The organism is Streptomyces sp. NPDC051909, from assembly GCF_040681095.1.
Taxonomy (GTDB): domain Bacteria; phylum Actinomycetota; class Actinomycetes; order Streptomycetales; family Streptomycetaceae; genus Streptomyces.
In genome coordinates this window covers 21386-37792 of the sequence record NZ_JBFAYA010000007.1, presented here as the reverse complement: position 1 = coordinate 37792, position 16407 = coordinate 21386, and the positions used below count along the sequence as shown (strand labels likewise).

The following is a 16407-nucleotide window of genomic DNA, read 5'->3' as shown; positions in this document are numbered from 1 at the left end:
CGGCCGGCTCCTCAGCCCGCCAGTGCCGCCGCCGCGCGCGCCAGCGACTCGACCCGCGCCCAGTCGCGGGCCGCGAGGGCGGCGGCGGGCAGCATCCACGTACCGCCGACGCAGGCGACGTTCGGCAGGGCCAGGTAGGACGGTGCCGAGCCGGGGGAGATGCCGCCGGTCGGGCAGAACCGGGCCTGGGGGAGCGGCCCGGAGAGGGACCTGAGGTACGGGACGCCGCCCGCCGCCTCCGCCGGGAAGAACTTCATGTCGGTCACCCCGCGTTCGAGCAGCGCCACGACCTCCGAGGCCGTCGACACACCCGGCAGGAACGGCACGCCCGAGCCGCGCATCGCGTCGACCAGACCGTCGGTCCAGCCGGGGCTGACCAGGAAGCGGGCGCCCGCGCCGGCCGCGTTCGCGACAGCGGCGGCGGAGACGACCGTGCCCGCGCCGACGACCGCCTCCGGGACCTCCGCGCCGATCGCCCGGATCGCGTCGAGCGCGGCAGGGGTACGCAGGGTCACCTCGATCAGCGGCAGACCGCCGGCCACCAGGGCGCGGGCCAGCGGCACCGCGTCGGCGGCGTCCTCGATCACGACGACCGGGACGACGGGGGCGGCGGGGGCAAGGTCGAGCACGCTCGTCATGCGCTTCATCCTGCCGACGGCGAGCGAAGCACGCAACGAGCGTTGCGTATGCTGCAACAGGACCTTGGTGGCCCGTCAGTGGATCTCGTCGACGAGCACGTCGAGGGCGCCCGGCTTCCCGGTCTCCTCCACCACGTAACCCAGGTCCCGCAGCGCCGTCACCAGCTCCGGCACCCCGCCCGGCGCCGCGCCCGCCTCAAGCAGACTGCGCACGATCCGGCCCTTCGTCGCCTTGTTGAAGTGGCTGACCACCTTCCGGGTCGGCGCGTGCAGCACCCGCACCGTCGCCGTCCGCGCCGCCACCTCGCCCTTCGGCTTCCACGCCGCCGCGTACGCCGAGGAACGCAGGTCCAGGACCAGGCCGTCGCCCGCCGCCTCCGGCAGTACGGAGGCCATGGCGCCGCGCCAGTGCGCGCCGAGCGCGCCGAGGCCGGGCAGCTTCACACCCATCGAGCAGCGGTACGACGGGATCCTGTCGGTCACCCGGACCGCGCCCCACAGCCCGGAGAAGACGAGCAGCGAGCGCCCGGCGCGCCGGCGGGCGGCCGCGTCGAGCGTGGCCAGGCCGAGGGCGTCGTAAAGCACCCCCGTGTAGACCTCCCCGGCGGGGCGCGCCCCGGCCGTCCGCAGCTCGGCGTTCTTGGCGACCTCGCCGCGCAGCCCCTCGCTCAGGCCGAGCACCTCGCGCGCCTTCTCCTCGTCGGAGACGCACAGCTCGACCAGCTCGTCGAGCACGGCCGCCCGCGCCTCCGCGAGCCCCGGCAGCGACAGCCCCTCCGGCTTGAGCGGCGCCCCGCGCCCCGAGGAGGCCTTGCCTTCGGAGGGCGGCAACAGGACGAGCACGGCGGTTCTCCTTCGTACGTACGGGGGTGGGGGTGCGGCCCCAGGGGCCCAGCGTACGAGGTGACCCGCCCCGGGCCGGACGAAAGCTTTCGTCGTGTGGTGCCGATCCGGCCGGATGTCCGGAGATTCCGGTGTCGTCCGGGGGCCACCTGTCGGGCGAAGGGGCTGGGCAGGGCCACGAGCGGCCCAAACCCACCTGCTCGAAACTTTCGTGCCATATGTCGAAAGTGTTGACATCGGATGACGGGAGCCGGATATTCCTCGCTGGCGGATCCCGCCACGTACTCACGTTGATGTCCTTCACCCCGCTCTGTCCCGTCCAACGGCGCACATGAGGAGGCAACATCACCATGCGGAAAACCAGGCCCGGGGGTCCCGTCACCCTCGCCCGAGCCGCCTGCGCGCTCGTCCTTTCGCTCCTGACGGCGTTACTGCTGCCCGGCACCGCCAGCGCGGACACCGTCGTCACGACCAACCAGACCGGCACGAACAACGGCTCTTACTACTCTTTCTGGACCGACAGTCAGGGCACGGTGTCCATGAGCATGGGCTCCGGCGGCCAGTACGGCACGCAGTGGAACAACACCGGGAACTTCGTGGCCGGCAAGGGCTGGGCCACCGGCGGCCGCCGGGCGGTGAACTACACCGGCACCTTCACCACCTCCGGCAACGCGTATCTCGCGCTCTACGGCTGGACCACCAACCCGCTCGTCGAGTACTACATCGTCGACAACTGGGGCACCTACCGGCCCACCGGCACGTTCAAGGGCACCGTCACCTCGGACGGCGGCACGTACGACATCTACAGGACCACCCGCTACAACGCCCCGTCGATCGAGGGCATCAGGACCTTCGACCAGTACTGGAGCGTGCGGCAGCAGAAGCGGACCGGCGGCACCATCACCACCGGCAACCACTTCGACGCCTGGGCCCGGGCCGGGATGCAGCTCGGCACCATGAACTACATGATCATGGCGACCGAGGGATACCAGAGCAGCGGCAGCTCCAACATCACGGTCGACGGCGCCGGTTCCGGCGGTGGCGGGGGTGGCACCTCCTGCTCTGCCGGATACGTCGGGCTCACCTTCGACGACGGCCCGTCCGCCACCACGCGCCAACTCCTCGACGCCCTGCGGCAGAACGGCCTGCGGGCCACCATGTTCAACCAGGGGCAGTACGCCGCGGCGAACCCCGCCATGGTCAAGGCGCAGGCCGACGCCGGCATGTGGGTGGCCAACCACAGCTACACCCACCCGCACATGACGACCCTGAGCCAGGCGCAGATGGAGTCGGAGATCTCGCGCACCCAGCAGGCCCTCACCGCGGCCGGTGTCCCCGCGCCCACGCTGTTCCGGCCGCCGTACGGCGAGACGAACGCGACGCTGAAGGCCGCCGAGGCCGGATTCGGCCTGCGCGAGATCATCTGGGACGTCGACTCCCAGGACTGGAACAACGCGAGCACCGACGCGATCGTCCAGGCCGTGGGCCGGATGACCGCCGGCCAGGTCATCCTGATGCACGACTGGCCCGCCAACACGCTCGCCGCGATCCCGCGGATCGCGCAGACCCTGGCGAGCAAGAACCTGTGCGCCGGGATGATCTCGCCGACGACCGGCCGGGCCGTCGCCCCCGACGGTGGTGGCTCCGGTGGCGGTGGTGGCGGTGGTACGGGCAGCTGTACGGCGACCCTGTCGGCCGGGCAGTCGTGGAGCGACCGCTACAACCTCAACGTCTCGGTGAGCGGCTCCACCGACTGGACCGTCACCGTCAACGTGCCCTCGCCCGCCAAGGTCCTGTCGACCTGGAACATCACCGCCTCCTACCCGAACGCCCAGACCCTCGTGGCCAGGCCCAACGGCAGCGGCGACAACTGGGGCATGACCATCCAGCACAACGGCAACTGGACGTGGCCCACGGTCTCGTGCAGCGCAGCCTGACCCGTAACCGACGGCAGTGAGGCCGGCCCCGCTCAGCGGGGCCGGCCCTTCACCGCCTGCTCTCCCTCAGCGGATCTCGAAGTCGGCGTGCAGCCGCCGCAGATGGTCCAGCTCCCGCACCGGGCCCGTCAGGGTGACCCGCGCGGTCAGCCGCGGCTCGGTGCTGGACGCGCTGAACCGCAGTTCAAGCGCTCCCGGCTCCACGATCCGCGTCCCCGCCGCGCCGGTGAACGACGCCAGGTCCGCCGGGACGACGACACCGATCCGCCGCCGCTCTCCCGGCGCCAGGTCGAGGCGTACGTACCCGATGAGCCGCTGCACCGGCTGGACCACGGAGGCCACCGGATCGTGCAGATACAGCTGGACGACCTCGGTGCCGGCCCGCCCGCCCGTGTTCTCCACGGTGAGGGCGAGCCGGAAGGCGCCGTCCGTCGGTATTTCGGCCCGCTCCACCTCCGGATCGCTCCACGCGAAGGTCGTGTACGTCAGACCGTGCCCGAAGCCGAACGCCGGCGTCGGGTCGATGCTGGACACCTCGCTGCTGTGGCCGAGCCGGGCGGACAGATACGTGGACGGCTGGGCCCCCGGCCGGCGCGGCACGCTGACCGGCAGCCGGCCGCTCGGTGCGGTCCGCCCGCCGATCACGGCGGCGAGGGCGCCCGTCCCGGCCTCGCCCGGGAAGAAGGACTGCAGCACGGCGGCGGACTCGTCGGCCGCGCGCCCGAGCGCGTACGGCCGGCCGGCGATCAGGACCGTCACCACCGGCGTACCGCTGTCGAGCAGCTCGTCGAGCAGTCGCTCCTGCGCTCCGGGCAGGACGAGGGACTCCACGTCGCAGCCCTCGCCGCTGGTGCCGCGCCCGAAGAGCCCGGCGCGGTCGCCGAGGGCCGCGATCACGAGGTCGGCGTCGCGCGCGAGCGCCACGGCCTCCGGGAAGCCGTCCGTCGCGGAGTCGTCGATCCCGGTCCCGGGGGCCACGAGGATCTCCGCGTCGGGGAACTCGGTCCGCAACGCCTCGGCCAGGGTGGGCAGTTCGATGCCGAGGGGCGTCTCGGGGTGCTGCCCGCCCACGTGCACCGGGAAGGAGTAGCAGCCGAGGACGGCCGTGGGGGCGTCGGCGTTCGGGCCGATGAGCGCGATCCGGCGGGGCACCGGCGGCTGGGCGAGCGGCAGGATGCCGTCGTTGCGGAGGAGGACGATCGCCCGCTCGGCGACCCGACCCGCCAGCTCGCGGTTCGCGGCCGGGTCGAGGTCGACCGTGCCCCGCAACACACCGGGACCGGCCGTGGTGTCGGCCTCGCGCAGCACCGCGGGGACCGGGCTCCAGTCGGGGTCGAGCAGCCCGAGCCCGGCCTTCTGCAGCAGCACCCGCCGGACCGCGCGGTCGACGAGTTCCTCGGGCACGCGGCCCGCCTCGACCGCCTCGTAGAGCGGGGCGCCGAAGGCCTGGACGGTGGGCAGTTCCACGTCGACACCGGCGGCGAGCGCGGTCCCGGCCGCCTCACCGTACGTGCCGGCGACACCGTGCAGGTTCTTCAGGAACGCGATGCCGAAGTAGTCGGCCACCACCGTGCCGGCGAAGCCCCAGGTGTCCCGGAGCAGGCCGGTGAGCAGCCGCTCGTCGGCGGCGGAGGGGATGCCGTCGGTGTCGGTGTAGGCGTGCATCACCGACCGTACGCCGCTCTCCCGTACCGCCATCTCGAACGGGGGCAGGATCACGTCCGCGCGTTCCCTGGCGCCCATGCCGACGGGGGCGAGGTTGCGGCCCGCCCGGGAGGCCGAGTAGCCGGCGAAGTGCTTGAGGGTGGCGACGATCCCGGCGGACTCCAGGCCCTGGACATAGGCGGTGGCGACGGTCCCGACCAGGTACGGGTCCTCACCGATGGTCTCCTCGACCCGTCCCCAGCGTGCGTCGCGGACGACGTCGAGGACGGGGGCGAGCCCCTGGTGCACGCCGACGGAGCGCATGTCCCGGCCGATGGCCGCGGCCATCTCCCGTACGAGCGCGGGGTCGAAGGTGGCGCCCCAGGACAGCGGGACGGGATAGGCGGTGGCGCCCCAGGCGGCGAAGCCCGCGAGACATTCCTCGTGGGCGAGGGCCGGGATGCCGAAGCGGTTCGACGCGGCGATCCGGGTCTGGGTCCGCATCAGGGACAGGGCGCCGAGGGCGGGGTCGACGGGGACGGTGCCGAAGGGGCGGGTGAGCTGGCCGAGACCCTCGGGCAGCAGTGCGTCGAGGTCGACGGTCTCCTTCATGTCGTGTTGGTGCGGGGCGACTTCGGCGCCCTCGTCGGAGGCGCCGACCCACACGCCGAAGAGCTGGGCGATCTTCTCCGCCAGGGTCATCTCGCGGATCAGCGTGTCGACCCGGGAAGTCATGTCGTCGGTCATGGGAACGGTCACTTTCCTCCGACTCCCATCAGGCCCTGGACCAGGGCGCGTCGGGCGAACAGGTACACGAACAGGACGGGGAGCATGGACAGGACGACGGCGGCGAGGAGGCCGGGGATGTCGACGCCGTGCTCGGTCTGGAAGTCGTACAGGCCCATGGTGATGACCTTGTTCTCCGTGGACTGGGTGAGCACCAGCGGGAACAGGAAGCCGTTCCAGGCCTGGAGCGAGGAGAACACGACGACGGTGGACAGGCCGCCCTTGGAGAGCGGCACGACGAGGCGGAGGAAGATCCGCCGGGGGGAGGCGCCGTCGAGGGTCATGGCCTCGTAGAGCTCGGGGGAGATGTCCCGCATGACCCCGGTGAGGATCAGGGCGCAGACGGGCATGGCGAAGGCGGCGGTGGGCAGCACGACGCCGATGAGACTGTCGTACAGACCCGCCTCGTTGATCAGGTAGAACATCGGGACGATCACGGCCTGGGAGGGGACGGCGAGGCCGAGCAGGAAGAGCCGGAAGACCCGGCCGGTGGCCTTGCCGTCGCTGCGGACGATGGCGTACGCGAGGGGCGGCACGAGCAGCAGGACGATGCCGACGACGCAGACCGTGACGATCACCGTGTTGAGGAAGTACTGCCCGAAGCCGTCGTTCAGGTCGTTGACGTAGTTGTCGAGGGTGAAGTGCTGGGGGAAGGACAGGGGGCCGTTCGCGGCGTAGTCGGCGCGGGTCTGGAAGGTGGCGACCAGCATGATGTAGAGCGGCAGGCCGACCACGAACAGCCAGATGAGCGAACCGAATCCGGCGAGGTGGTTGGGGCGGGTCGTGGGGCGGGCCTTCGGACGGGGGCTCGGTATTCGGCTCACACGCCCTCCATGGTGCTGCGCATCTTGTCGTAGCCGGTCAGGCGGACCATGACCAGGGAGACGAGGGTGGCGACGAGGACGAGGAGCAGTGCGATGGCGGAGGCCGCGCCGAAGTCGAAGTTCTTGAAGCCCTTTTGGTACATGTAGTAGGCGCTGTTGGTGGTGTCGGTGCCGGGGCCGCCCTGGGTGAGGATGAGCACCGTGTCGAAGGTGGTGAGTCCGCCGACGACCATGAGGATCACCGAGGTCACGATGCTGTTGCGCAGCTGCGGCAGGGTGATGTGGAAGAACTGGCGGACGGTGCCCGCGCCGTCGATCTGGGCGGCCTGGTAGAGCACCTGCGGGACGGCGCGGGCGGCGCCCTGGTAGATCAGCGTGTGCAGCGGGGTGAACTGCCAGGTGCTGACGAAGACGAGGACGCCGACGGCGCCGGCCTGCATGCCGAGCAGATTGCCGTCGCCGAACAGCCACGTGGCCTGCGAGGGCACGCCGAAGTTGGGGTCGAGCACGGCGCGCCACAGGACGGAGACCGCGGTGATGGACAGCAGGAGCGGGACGAAGTAGATCGCGGAGAGGACGGCCCGGTTGCGCTGGTGGCCGGCCGCCCAGACCCCGAGCAGGATGCTGATCGGGGTCTGGACGAGGACGCCGAGCACGGTGAGCAGCAGGCTGAGCCAGAGGCTCTGCACCATCACCGGGTCGTCGAGCAGTCTGTCCCAGTTCTCCAGGCCGGCGAACTCGGGGGAGCCGAGGCCGTTCCAGCGGGTGAAGGAGAGCACGGCGACCAGGGCGAGCGGTACGAGGGCGAACAGGGCGAAGAAGACGGCGGCGGGCGCCGCCCAGGCGAAGCCCGGGCGGCCCACGGGGGTGGTCATCTGAGGCGTCCCGGTGGTCAGGCCGCGGGCAGGCTCTGCATGGCGGCGATGAAGGCGTCCGCGTCCGACTGCCTGTTGAAGAACTGCTGGACGGCCTGGTGGATCGTGGTGGAGGCGGCGGGCGGGTAGGCCTGGTCCCAGGAGAGCTGGAAGGCGGGGGCCTTCGCGACCAGGTCGTACTGGTACGTCGAGTACGCGGGGTTGGCCGAACCGGCCAGGAACGTCGGGGTGTTGGTGGTGGTCGGCAGGTTGCCGATGCCGAGCTGGGCCTTGACGAAGTCGTCCGAATACATGAGCTTCAGGAACTCGGCGACGGCCTCGGGGTGCCGGGTCTTCTTCAGGACCGAGTAGAAGTTGTTGGTGTTGCCGGCGAGGTTGTCCGGGCTGCCCTTGCCGCCGGTGAGGGTCGGGAAGGAGCCGTAGCCCAGGTCCGTCTTCACGAAGTCCGGGTGGGCGTCCTGGAGGGTGGAGTACTCCCACGAGCCCATGAGCTCGAAGGCGGCCTTGCCGGTGGCGAGGAGGGTGGGGGAGCCGCCGTCGGTGAACTTGACCGAGTCGTAGTTGGTGCCGAAGGCGCCGGCGTCGACCAGTTCCCTGATCATGCCGAGGGCCTTCTTGCTGTCCGGGCTCGCCCAGGCGTCCTTGTCCCCGTTCACGGCCTTCTGGAAGAGCTCGGGCCAGGCCACCCGGTCGTAGAGGTACTGGAACCACATCTGGGTGGGCCACTGGTCGGCGCCGCCGAGGGCGATCGGGGTGATCTTCTTGGCCTTGAGCGTCCGCACGGCGGTCAGCAGCTCGTCCCAGGTGCGCGGGGCGGTGAGGCCGGCCTCGGCCAGGACCTTCTTGTTGTGGAACAGCAGCACGGGCTGGGTGCCGCGCATGGGGACGCCGTAGGGCTTGCCGTCGACGACCGCGGTGTTGAAGACCGAGGGCAGGAACTTGGACTTCAGGCCGGGGTCCTTGGCGATGAAGTCGTCGAGCGGCATCAGCAGACCGGCGTCGACGTAGGGCTTGATGCTGCCGCCGCCCCAGTTGAAGAAGAGGTCGGGCGCCTGCTTGCCGCTGATGACGGTCTGCAGCTTCGTCTGGTAGTCGGCGCCGGGGATGGTGTCGAGGACCGCCTTGACCTTCGAGGTCTTGTTGAAGGTGTCGACGAGCTGCTTCTCCACCTTGTTGGTGGCGTCGCCGTACACCAGGACGTGGATCGTGTCCGCGTCGCCGCCGGCCGAGTCCGAGGAGCCGCCGCCGCAGGCGGCCAGGGACAGGGTCATGGCGAGCGACGCCCCGCCGACGACGGCGGTTCTCAGGAACTGTGCGCGTCGCTGTCGCTTGATCGGCTCCATGAGCTGCCGCCTTTCGAAAGTGTTTCGCTCCGGTTTCCGAAATTTCATGTCGGCCGGGACGCTAAGGTCGGGCCGTCGGGCGGGTCAACCCTTCGGTCACGCGTTATCAAAGCGTGACTATTCGGGGGAGGTTGGGGGCGAAGAGCGGTGCCTATGCTGCTCGGATGCGAGATGGTGACGCTGGTGAGGCGAAAAGGCGGATCACGCTGGCGGAGGTGGCGGAGAAGGCCGGCGTGTCACTTTCGACAGTTTCGAAGGTCCTCAACGGCCGGCAGGACGTGTCACCCGCCACGCGCGGCCGGGTGGAACGGCTCCTGGAGGCCCACTCGTACCGGCGCACCACCCGCGCCGCCCGGGAGGCGCCGCTCATCGAACTCGTCTTCCACGAGCTCGACAGCGTGTGGTCCATGGAGCTGATCCGGGGCGTGGAGAACCTCGCCAAGGCGCATCAGGCGAGCGTCGTCCTGACCGAGAGCGGCACCCGGCACGCCCCCGCGCCGGACTGGATCGAAGGGGTCCTCCAGCGCCGGCCGATCGGCGTGATCCTGGTGTTCTCCTCCCTCCCGGACGCCGTCAAACAGCAGCTCGGCGCGCGCTCCATCCCCTTCGTGATCATCGACCCGGCGGGCGACCCCGCACCGGACGTGCCGTCCGTCGGCTCGGCCAACTGGTCGGGCGGCGTCGCCGCGACCCGGCACCTCATCGACCTCGGCCACCGGCGCATCGGCATCGTCACCGGCCCCGAGGACATGCTCTGCTCCCTCGCCCGCCTCGACGGCTACCGCTCCGCCCTGAACATGGCCGGCCTCGACCACGACGCCTCCCTCGTCCGCTTCGGCGACTTCCACGTCGAGGGCGGCTACGCCCGCGCCATGGAGCTCCTCCAGCTCCCCGACCGCCCCACGGCCGTCTTCGCCGGCAGCGACCTCCAGGCCCTCGGCGTCATGGAGGCCGCACGCGTCTGCGGCCTGCGCGTGCCCGAGGACCTCTCCGTCGTCGGCTACGACGACGTGATGATCGCCCGCTGGTCGAGCCCCGCCCTCACCACCGTCCACCAGCCCCTGCGCGAAATGGGCGAGGAGGCCGTCCAGATGCTCCTGCGCCTGCGGGCCGGCGAGCCCGCGGTGACCCGCCTGGAACTGGCGACGAGCCTGGTCGTCCGCAAGAGCACGGCCCCGCCGTCGGCCCGGACGGTGACGGCGACGGTGCCGCCGGGGCAGGGGGTGGAGTGAGGGGACGCCGCTCGCCGGGGCGCCACACCCGCACCGGCCGGGTACCCGGGTCGCGCTGAGGCACCGGGCACGCGCTGAGGCACCGGGCTCGCCGAAGGCCGAGCGGTGCCGCACACCGCCGGATGCCGGCCCGCACCGACGTGCCGCGGCCCGGGCGGGCGCGCGGCGCGCCGAGGCGAGCCGGGCTCCCGGCGAGGCCGAGGGCCGGGCGGGTACCCGCCCCGGGGTACCCGCCCCCCGGGGTGCCGCGGCACCGTCCCCGCCCTACGCTCGGTCCATGCCCCGCCGCCACATTCGCGTGACCGGCGCCGCGGAGGCCCCGCTGCGGGCCGCGCTGCGCGCACTCCGGACCGAGCTGGGGGTTCCGGACGAGTTCCCGGCCGACGTGCTCGCCGAGGCGGAGGCCGCGGCCAAGGCGCCCCGGCTGCCCGGGCGGGACGCCACCGACCTGCCGATGTTCACGATCGACCCGCCGACCTCCACGGACCTCGACCAGGCCATGCACCTCGCGCGACGGGCCGGCGGCGGCTACCGCGTGCACTACGCCATCGCCGACGTCGCCGCCTTCGTCACCCCCGGCGGCGCGCTCGACGCCGAGGCGCACCGCCGCGTCCTCACCCTCTACTTCCCCGACGGCAAGGTCCCCCTCCACCCCGCCGTGCTCTCCGAGGGCGTCGCCAGCCTCCTCCCCGGCGAACCCCGCCCCGCCCTCCTCTGGCGCATCGACCTCGACGCCGACGGCCGGCGGGTCGCCACCGACGTGCGCCGGGCGCTCGTCCGCAGTCGCGCCAAGCTCGACTACGCGGGCGTGCAGCGGCGGATCGACGCCGGCACCGCCGAGGAACCCCTCGCGCTGCTCCGCGAGATCGGCACCCTGCGCGAACGCCTCGAGGGCGAACGCGGCGGGATCTCCCTCAACGTCCCCGAGCAGGAGGTCGTCGAGCACGACCACACCTACTCGCTCGCCTACCGCGCCCCGCTGCCCGCCGACGCCTGGAACGCGCAGATCTCGCTGCTCACCGGCATGGCCGCCGCCGACCTGATGACCGCGGCCGGCACCGGCATCCTGCGCACCCTGCCCACCGCCCCGGACGGCGCCGTCGCCCGCCTGCGCCGCTCCGCGCAGGCGCTCGGCGTGGACTGGCCGCACCACGTCTCGTACGCGGACGTGGTCCGCTCCCTCGACCCCGCCGAGCCGCGGCACGCCGCCTTCCTGCAGGAGTGCACGACCCTGCTGCGCGGCGCCGGCTACACGGTCTTCACCGACGGCGACCTGCCGATCCCGGCCATGCACGCGGCGGTCGCCGACGAGTACACGCACTGCACGGCGCCGCTGCGACGGCTCGTCGACCGGTACGCGGGGGAGCTGTGCGTGTCGGCGGTGGCCGGGCAGGAACCGCCGGAGTGGGCACGGGCGGCGCTCCCGGCCCTGCCCGACGAGATGGCCTCGGGCTCGCGCCGCGCCAACACGGTCGAGCGGGAGAGCGTCGACATCGTGGAGGCGGCGCTGCTCAGCGGCCGGATCGGCGAGCTCTTCGACGCGTACGTGATCGATGTGAAGGAGCGCGAGCCGGCCGTCGGCACCGTGCACCTGGAGCGGCCGGCGGTGGTGGCGCGGATCGAGAGCGGCGAGGGGCGGCTGCCGCTCGGCGAGTGGCTGCGGGTCAGGCTGACACAGGCGGATCCGGGACGGGCGAAGGTGCTGTTCGCGCCTGCGTGAGGGTCTCGGTGAGGGCCCGATGCATCGAACGGGCGTCGTCCGCGTGAAGCCGCACGACGCGTACGGGACGCGGTGCGCCGAGCAGCCGGGGCGCGTCGACCGGCTCGCCGAGCTCCAGGGTGAGCGAGGTCTGGGACCCGACGGCCAGGTTCAGCTCGCCGTCCCTCTTCTCGTGCGAGAACAGCGACTCGCGCCGCACGGCGGCGATCCGCTCCAGCGGGACGCGCACGTCGACGTGCCCGGCCTGCCGGACCCGCAGCGCGTCGGCGGTCAGCAGATGCGGGCGGGTCGCGGAGGCGGCGTGCAGGCCGAGCACGAACAGCACGGTGTAGACGTCCAGGACGAGGACGACGGCGTGGACGACGGGCCAGGACGCGAGCAGGTACGACATGCCGACGCTCTCGACGACGCAGACGAAGGCGAAGCCGTACATCAGGGCGGCCTGGTCCCGGGCGTGCCCGAACGCGGCCACCGTGTCCGGCCCGCCCCGGTCCGGGCGCCGGGCGACCCACCGGCCGAGGCTCGCCAGGAGCCGCAGCTCGTGCGCGATCAGCCGCAGCGCCGGCTCGGGCACGAGCGCGTGCAGGGCCTCGCGGGCGGTCAGACCGCGCCGCCGCAGCCGGAGGAAGGCTGGGGCCTGTCCGGCGGATCTTGGCCGGGTCCGCGACGCCTGGCACGGCACCTCGCCGCGTTGCCGAAGCGTCTCGATAGCGGAGCTATCGAGACGCTCCGGCGCCTTGCGATGTACCGCACCAGACCCCGCGGCCTGTCCGGCCCTGATCCCCCGGACAGGCCCCAGACCGTTCGCGAGCAGCAGCAGGACGAACGCCGCCTCGGCGCCGGTGAGGACGGCCGGGGGTATCCGTACCCCGGCGACGAGACAGACGGCGAGGACGAGCTCGGCGGGCAGCAGCGCGTACACGAGGTACCTCCGCATGCTCTGCGCGATCCTCATGCCGCACGCTCCGCGACGAGCCGCAGCGCCTGCCGTACGACGGCGGCCTGGGCGGGCGCGAGGTCGCCGAAGAACGTGTCGGCGAGCCCGCCGTCGGGCACCTCCACGGCGAGCCCGTCCGGCAGGACCCGGGCGAGCGCGGCGGCGGCCTCGGCGACCCGGGGGTCGTCGGGCGCGGCGTCGGCGAGGGCGTCGAGCCGGGCGTACAGCTTGGGGGCGTGCGGGGCGGCCCCGCGCATCAGCTCCATGAAACGGTCCCGCTCCTCCTCCGGGACGACCGTGTCGAGCAGGGTGAGGATCTCCCGGTCCTTCGCCGCCATCGGCGACCCGGCCCCGCTGTCCCCGAGGTCCGCGAGTAGCCCTGCGAGCTGCGGCGACACGGGCCCCTCGGCTCCGAGCCGCCCCTCCCGCGCCTGCCCGAGCAGCTCCGCGAGCCGCGCCCGCCGCTCCCGGATCACCCGCTCCTGCCGCCCCAGATCCGCGTCCAGCTCCTCGAGGACCTCCACCAGCTCCCGCCCCGCGTCGTCCGCGATCACGTCCCCGACCTCGTCGAGCCCCAGCCCCAGCTCGGTCAACCGCCGAATCCGCGCGAGGAGCACGGCGTCCCGCACCCCGTACTCCCGATACCCGTTCGCCCGCCGCGCGGGCTCGGGCAACAGCCCCGTCCGGTGGTAGTGCCGCACGGCCCGCGGGGTCACCCCGACGAGCGCGGCGATCTCGCCGATTCGCATGCGTCCAGTAGAAACCTTGACGCTGCGACAAGGTCAAGCGGTCTCCGAGGCGGCTCGCGGATCATGTGCCACGATCGAGGGAACGACGATCGATCCCAGGGACGGCGGGTGCCTCGATGTCCGACGATCACGACATGACTGCCATGACGCACGAACCACTCACGCAGGCCGACGTCCTGCTGAAGGGCTTCCTGGCGCTGGGCACGCCGGAGGGCTTCCGAGCGGAGTTGATCGAGGGGGAGATTGTCGTGACACCGCCGCCGGACGGGGACCACGAGAAGTACATCAGCCGGATGGTCAGGCAGGTCCTGCGGCTCGCACGGACCGATATGGACTTCTCGGGCAACAAGGGCCTGAAGCTGGAGAGCGCCCCGGATCTTCCCAGGAACCACTTCATCCCGGATGTCACGTTCGCCCCGGCCAATCGTGATCTGTTCGGGGGCGCGGACTCCTGGATGCCCTGCGACGGCGTCGCGATGGTGCTCGAAGTCACCTCCCGTCGCGCCGAGATCGACCGAGAGACCAAGCGCCGCTGCTACGCCCGGGGCGGCATCCCGATCTACCTCCTAGTGGATCGGGATGCTTCGGCCCTGACACTCTTCACGAACCCGAAGAACGGCGACTACCGAGAGGCGCACACCGTGCCCTTCGGTAAGCCCCTCCCTCTCCCCGAGCCCTTCGGCTTCGACCTGGAGACGGCCGACTTCCTCTGACCGGCTCGGCCCGCCACGCCAGGTAACATGGTCGGCACGGCAGACGAGCCGGGCGGGCGGCCGCGTGGGGATCCTCGGATCCTCCCGAGGAACGTCCGGGCTCCACAGGGCAAGGTGGTGGCTAACGGCCACCCGGGGTGACCCGCGGGACAGTGCCACAGAAAACAGACCGCCGGGGACCTCGGTCCTCGGTAAGGGTGAAACGGTGGTGTAAGAGACCACCAGCGCCTGAGGTGACTCAGGCGGCTCGGTAAACCCCACCCGGAGCAAGGTCAAAAGGGGACACCTCGGTGTCCCTGCGCGGACGATCGAGGGCTGCCCGCCCGAGTTCGCGGGTAGACCGCACGAGACCGGCGGCAACGCCGGTCCTAGATGGATGGCCGTCGCCCCGACGACCGCGAGGTCCCGGGGTACAGAACCCGGCGTACAGCCCGACTCGTCTGCCTCTTTCTCTCCCCCCGGGACCGACCGGGGTTCAACGGGCCGGTACGGCTCACTTCTCCGGCAGTCGCCCGCCGCCGCTCTGGAGCCGTCGACGAATCCCGGCTTCGGACCGCCGGCCGGGAAGGGTCAGCTGTCGCAGGCGATGCCGTCGCCGTCCCGGTCGAGGCCCGAGCGGTAGCCGGGCTCGTCGCGTCGGATCGGGGCGGCGCCGGCCGCGCGGGCGGCGGCGCAGTTCGCGTAGTAGGCGGTGCCGTCGTCGTCGGAGCCGCCGGAGCCGCCCGTCGAGCCGTCGCCGCCGTCGTACGTGGGCGTCGGCTTGGGGGTCGGCTTGGGCTTCGGGGCCGGGTGGAGGCGGGTTTTCGGGGACTGGGGGCAGGGGGTGCCCGGGGCCGCGAGGTGGAGGCGGGCCGTGGTCGTCGTCGCGGACTCGATCGGGGTGGCCGGGGCCGGGGACTGGAGGCAGACGGTCCAGTCGTCGGCCGTCGCGGGGAGCGGGACGTCCGTGTAGGCGCTGGCGGGTTCGACCGACCGCAGGGCCAGCGGGGCCAGCGTCTCGGAGGCCGTCGCGAAGGTCTGCTCGGTGACCTTCGGCATCTTCGGGTACGGGACGGGGTCGCCGTCCCGCGCCGGGCACGGCGCCTCGGTCAGGACCACCGCGAAGTCGAGGGCGGGGCGGGCGGCCGAGTTCTGCGCCGCCGGGGCCTGGAAGCAGACCTTCCAGGCGCTGTCGTCCGCCTGGCCGGCGTCGGCCTCGGACGCGTCGTGCGAGACGGTGGCGAAACCGGCGGCCTGCGCCGCCGCCTTGGCCGTCCGCAGGTTCTGGCCCACGAAGCTGGGCGGCGCGCTCGGGGCCGCCGGGGGTGCGGTCGTGGGCGTGGCCGAGGCCGGCGCCGCGGTCTTCGGCTTCGCGTCGTCCTTCGGCGGGTCGCCGAGGAACGGCGCGAGGAACCACAGGCCCGCCAGGACCGTGGCGACGATCTTCGGGCCCCGGGCCCAACGGCTCAGCCATGCCAGCGCGATGCCGCCGGGCGGGAACACCACCAGCGCCGTGATGACCACCGCCGGATGCTGCCACCAGCGCCGCGCGGGCGGGGGCGGGGAGAAAGGCGCGTACGAGTGCGGGTACGGCGGTTGCGTCATGGCGGGACTCCACGGGCCGTGCGGAGGATCGAGCGTCGCTCAACATACACATGACGTCCACACTCTTCACCGTTTACTCGGGAATTGGTCCTTCCGGTCCCAGCGCCCGCCCCGCCACCCGGCCTCGTCCTATACCGTCGCCCCCGTCGGTGCCGCCGGAGGGCTGAACCCCCGGCCAGGTTCCGCCGCGACCGGGACCGGCCGGTGTACCGCTGGGGGCATGACGATTCCCGTGGAGCAGCTCGCCGACCCCGTCGTGCGCGCCTTCGTGACCGCCCTCAACGCCAACGACAAGGACGCCTTCTTCGGCCTCCTCACCCCCGACGCGACCATGTCCGACGACGGTACGGAGCGGAACCTCCGCGACTGGACCGAGCGGGAGGTCTTCTCCTCGAACGGACGCATGGAGGTGGAGGACGAGACCGACGGCGGCCGGACCCTCGTGGCCACCTACACCAACGACACCTGGGGCTCGATGCGCACCGCCTGGCGGTTCACCGTGGAGAGCGACAGGATCGCCCGCTTCGAGACCGGCCAGGCCACCCCGTAACCATCCCCGGGGCGGGGCTCTCAGCCCCGCCC

General features: G+C 72.2%; 13 protein-coding genes, 1 other RNA gene and 2 pseudogenes. 7 read left to right on the top strand and 9 right to left on the bottom strand.

Features of this window, described 5'->3' with window-relative positions; translation table 11 throughout:
- Positions 1-11: 11 nt before the first annotated feature.
- Together eda and yaaA are read right to left on the bottom strand one after the other, a co-directional pair.
- Positions 12-638: a bifunctional 4-hydroxy-2-oxoglutarate aldolase/2-dehydro-3-deoxy-phosphogluconate aldolase gene (eda, locus tag AB0M18_RS13110; protein WP_365757083.1), complete on the bottom strand. Its 627-nt coding sequence runs from the start codon at positions 636-638 to the stop codon at positions 12-14.
- A gap of 75 nt (positions 639-713) precedes the next feature.
- A complete protein-coding gene (gene yaaA, locus AB0M18_RS13105; protein WP_365757081.1) occupies positions 714-1481 on the bottom strand; it encodes a peroxide stress protein YaaA in 768 nt (255 codons plus the stop codon).
- A 350-nt stretch (positions 1482-1831) separates the two neighbouring features.
- Here yaaA and AB0M18_RS13100 point away from each other — a divergent pair.
- Positions 1832-2533 (top strand): annotated as a pseudogene (locus tag AB0M18_RS13100) (glycoside hydrolase family 11 protein); the annotation flags it as partial.
- Positions 2534-2548: 15 nt separating this feature from the next.
- A pseudogene (locus tag AB0M18_RS13095) lies at positions 2549-3418 on the top strand (polysaccharide deacetylase family protein); the annotation flags it as partial.
- 66 nt (positions 3419-3484) lie between these two features.
- Here AB0M18_RS13095 and AB0M18_RS13090 read toward each other — a convergent pair.
- From AB0M18_RS13090 to AB0M18_RS13075, 4 genes are read right to left on the bottom strand one after another with little or no spacing between them, the layout of a single operon-like run.
- The gene (locus AB0M18_RS13090) at positions 3485-5809 is read right to left on the bottom strand and encodes a glycoside hydrolase family 3 N-terminal domain-containing protein (RefSeq protein ID WP_365757079.1); all 2325 of its coding nucleotides are present in this window, start codon (positions 5807-5809) and stop codon (positions 3485-3487) included.
- An 8-nt stretch (positions 5810-5817) separates the two neighbouring features.
- On the bottom strand, positions 5818-6663 hold the full coding sequence (locus AB0M18_RS13085) for a carbohydrate ABC transporter permease (protein ID WP_365757611.1): 846 nt from the start codon (positions 6661-6663) through the stop codon (positions 5818-5820).
- Between the two features lie 5 nt (positions 6664-6668).
- Positions 6669-7547 carry a sugar ABC transporter permease gene (locus AB0M18_RS13080; RefSeq protein ID WP_365757077.1) on the bottom strand — a complete coding sequence of 293 codons (879 nt, stop codon included), beginning with the start codon at positions 7545-7547 and terminating at the stop codon, positions 6669-6671.
- A 17-nt stretch (positions 7548-7564) separates the two neighbouring features.
- Complete coding sequence (locus tag AB0M18_RS13075; RefSeq protein ID WP_365757075.1) at positions 7565-8890, bottom strand: extracellular solute-binding protein; 1326 nt, start codon at positions 8888-8890, stop codon at positions 7565-7567.
- Between the two features lie 164 nt (positions 8891-9054).
- Between AB0M18_RS13075 and AB0M18_RS13070 the strand changes: the two genes are divergently transcribed.
- Entirely contained in the window at positions 9055-10122 is a 1068-nt protein-coding gene (locus AB0M18_RS13070) for a LacI family DNA-binding transcriptional regulator (protein WP_365757073.1), read from the top strand.
- A gap of 277 nt (positions 10123-10399) precedes the next feature.
- Positions 10400-11842 (top strand): RNB domain-containing ribonuclease, encoded by a 1443-nt coding sequence (locus AB0M18_RS13065; RefSeq protein WP_365757071.1) that lies wholly within the window; start codon positions 10400-10402, stop codon positions 11840-11842.
- Here the strand turns inward: AB0M18_RS13065 and AB0M18_RS13060 are convergent.
- Together AB0M18_RS13060 and AB0M18_RS13055 are read right to left on the bottom strand one after the other, a co-directional pair.
- Complete coding sequence (locus AB0M18_RS13060) at positions 11787-12779, bottom strand: hypothetical protein (RefSeq protein ID WP_365757069.1); 993 nt, start codon at positions 12777-12779, stop codon at positions 11787-11789. The genes AB0M18_RS13065 and AB0M18_RS13060 overlap by 56 nt on opposite strands.
- Positions 12780-12793: 14 nt before the next feature.
- Positions 12794-13528, bottom strand: a complete 735-nt coding sequence (locus AB0M18_RS13055) for a MerR family transcriptional regulator (RefSeq protein WP_365757067.1) — start codon at positions 13526-13528, stop codon at positions 12794-12796.
- A 134-nt stretch (positions 13529-13662) separates the two neighbouring features.
- Between AB0M18_RS13055 and AB0M18_RS13050 the strand changes: the two genes are divergently transcribed.
- On the top strand, positions 13663-14241 hold the full coding sequence (locus tag AB0M18_RS13050; protein WP_365757609.1) for a Uma2 family endonuclease: 579 nt from the start codon (positions 13663-13665) through the stop codon (positions 14239-14241).
- Between the two features lie 44 nt (positions 14242-14285).
- An RNA gene (gene rnpB / locus AB0M18_RS13045) (RNase P RNA component class A) lies at positions 14286-14684 on the top strand.
- Between the two features lie 127 nt (positions 14685-14811).
- Here rnpB and AB0M18_RS13040 read toward each other — a convergent pair.
- Entirely contained in the window at positions 14812-15825 is a 1014-nt protein-coding gene (locus AB0M18_RS13040) for an excalibur calcium-binding domain-containing protein (RefSeq protein WP_365757065.1), read from the bottom strand.
- A gap of 220 nt (positions 15826-16045) precedes the next feature.
- On the opposite strand from AB0M18_RS13040, the gene AB0M18_RS13035 reads away from it, so the two are divergent.
- Entirely contained in the window at positions 16046-16375 is a 330-nt protein-coding gene (locus AB0M18_RS13035; RefSeq protein ID WP_365757063.1) for a nuclear transport factor 2 family protein, read from the top strand.
- Positions 16376-16407 lie beyond the last annotated feature (32 nt).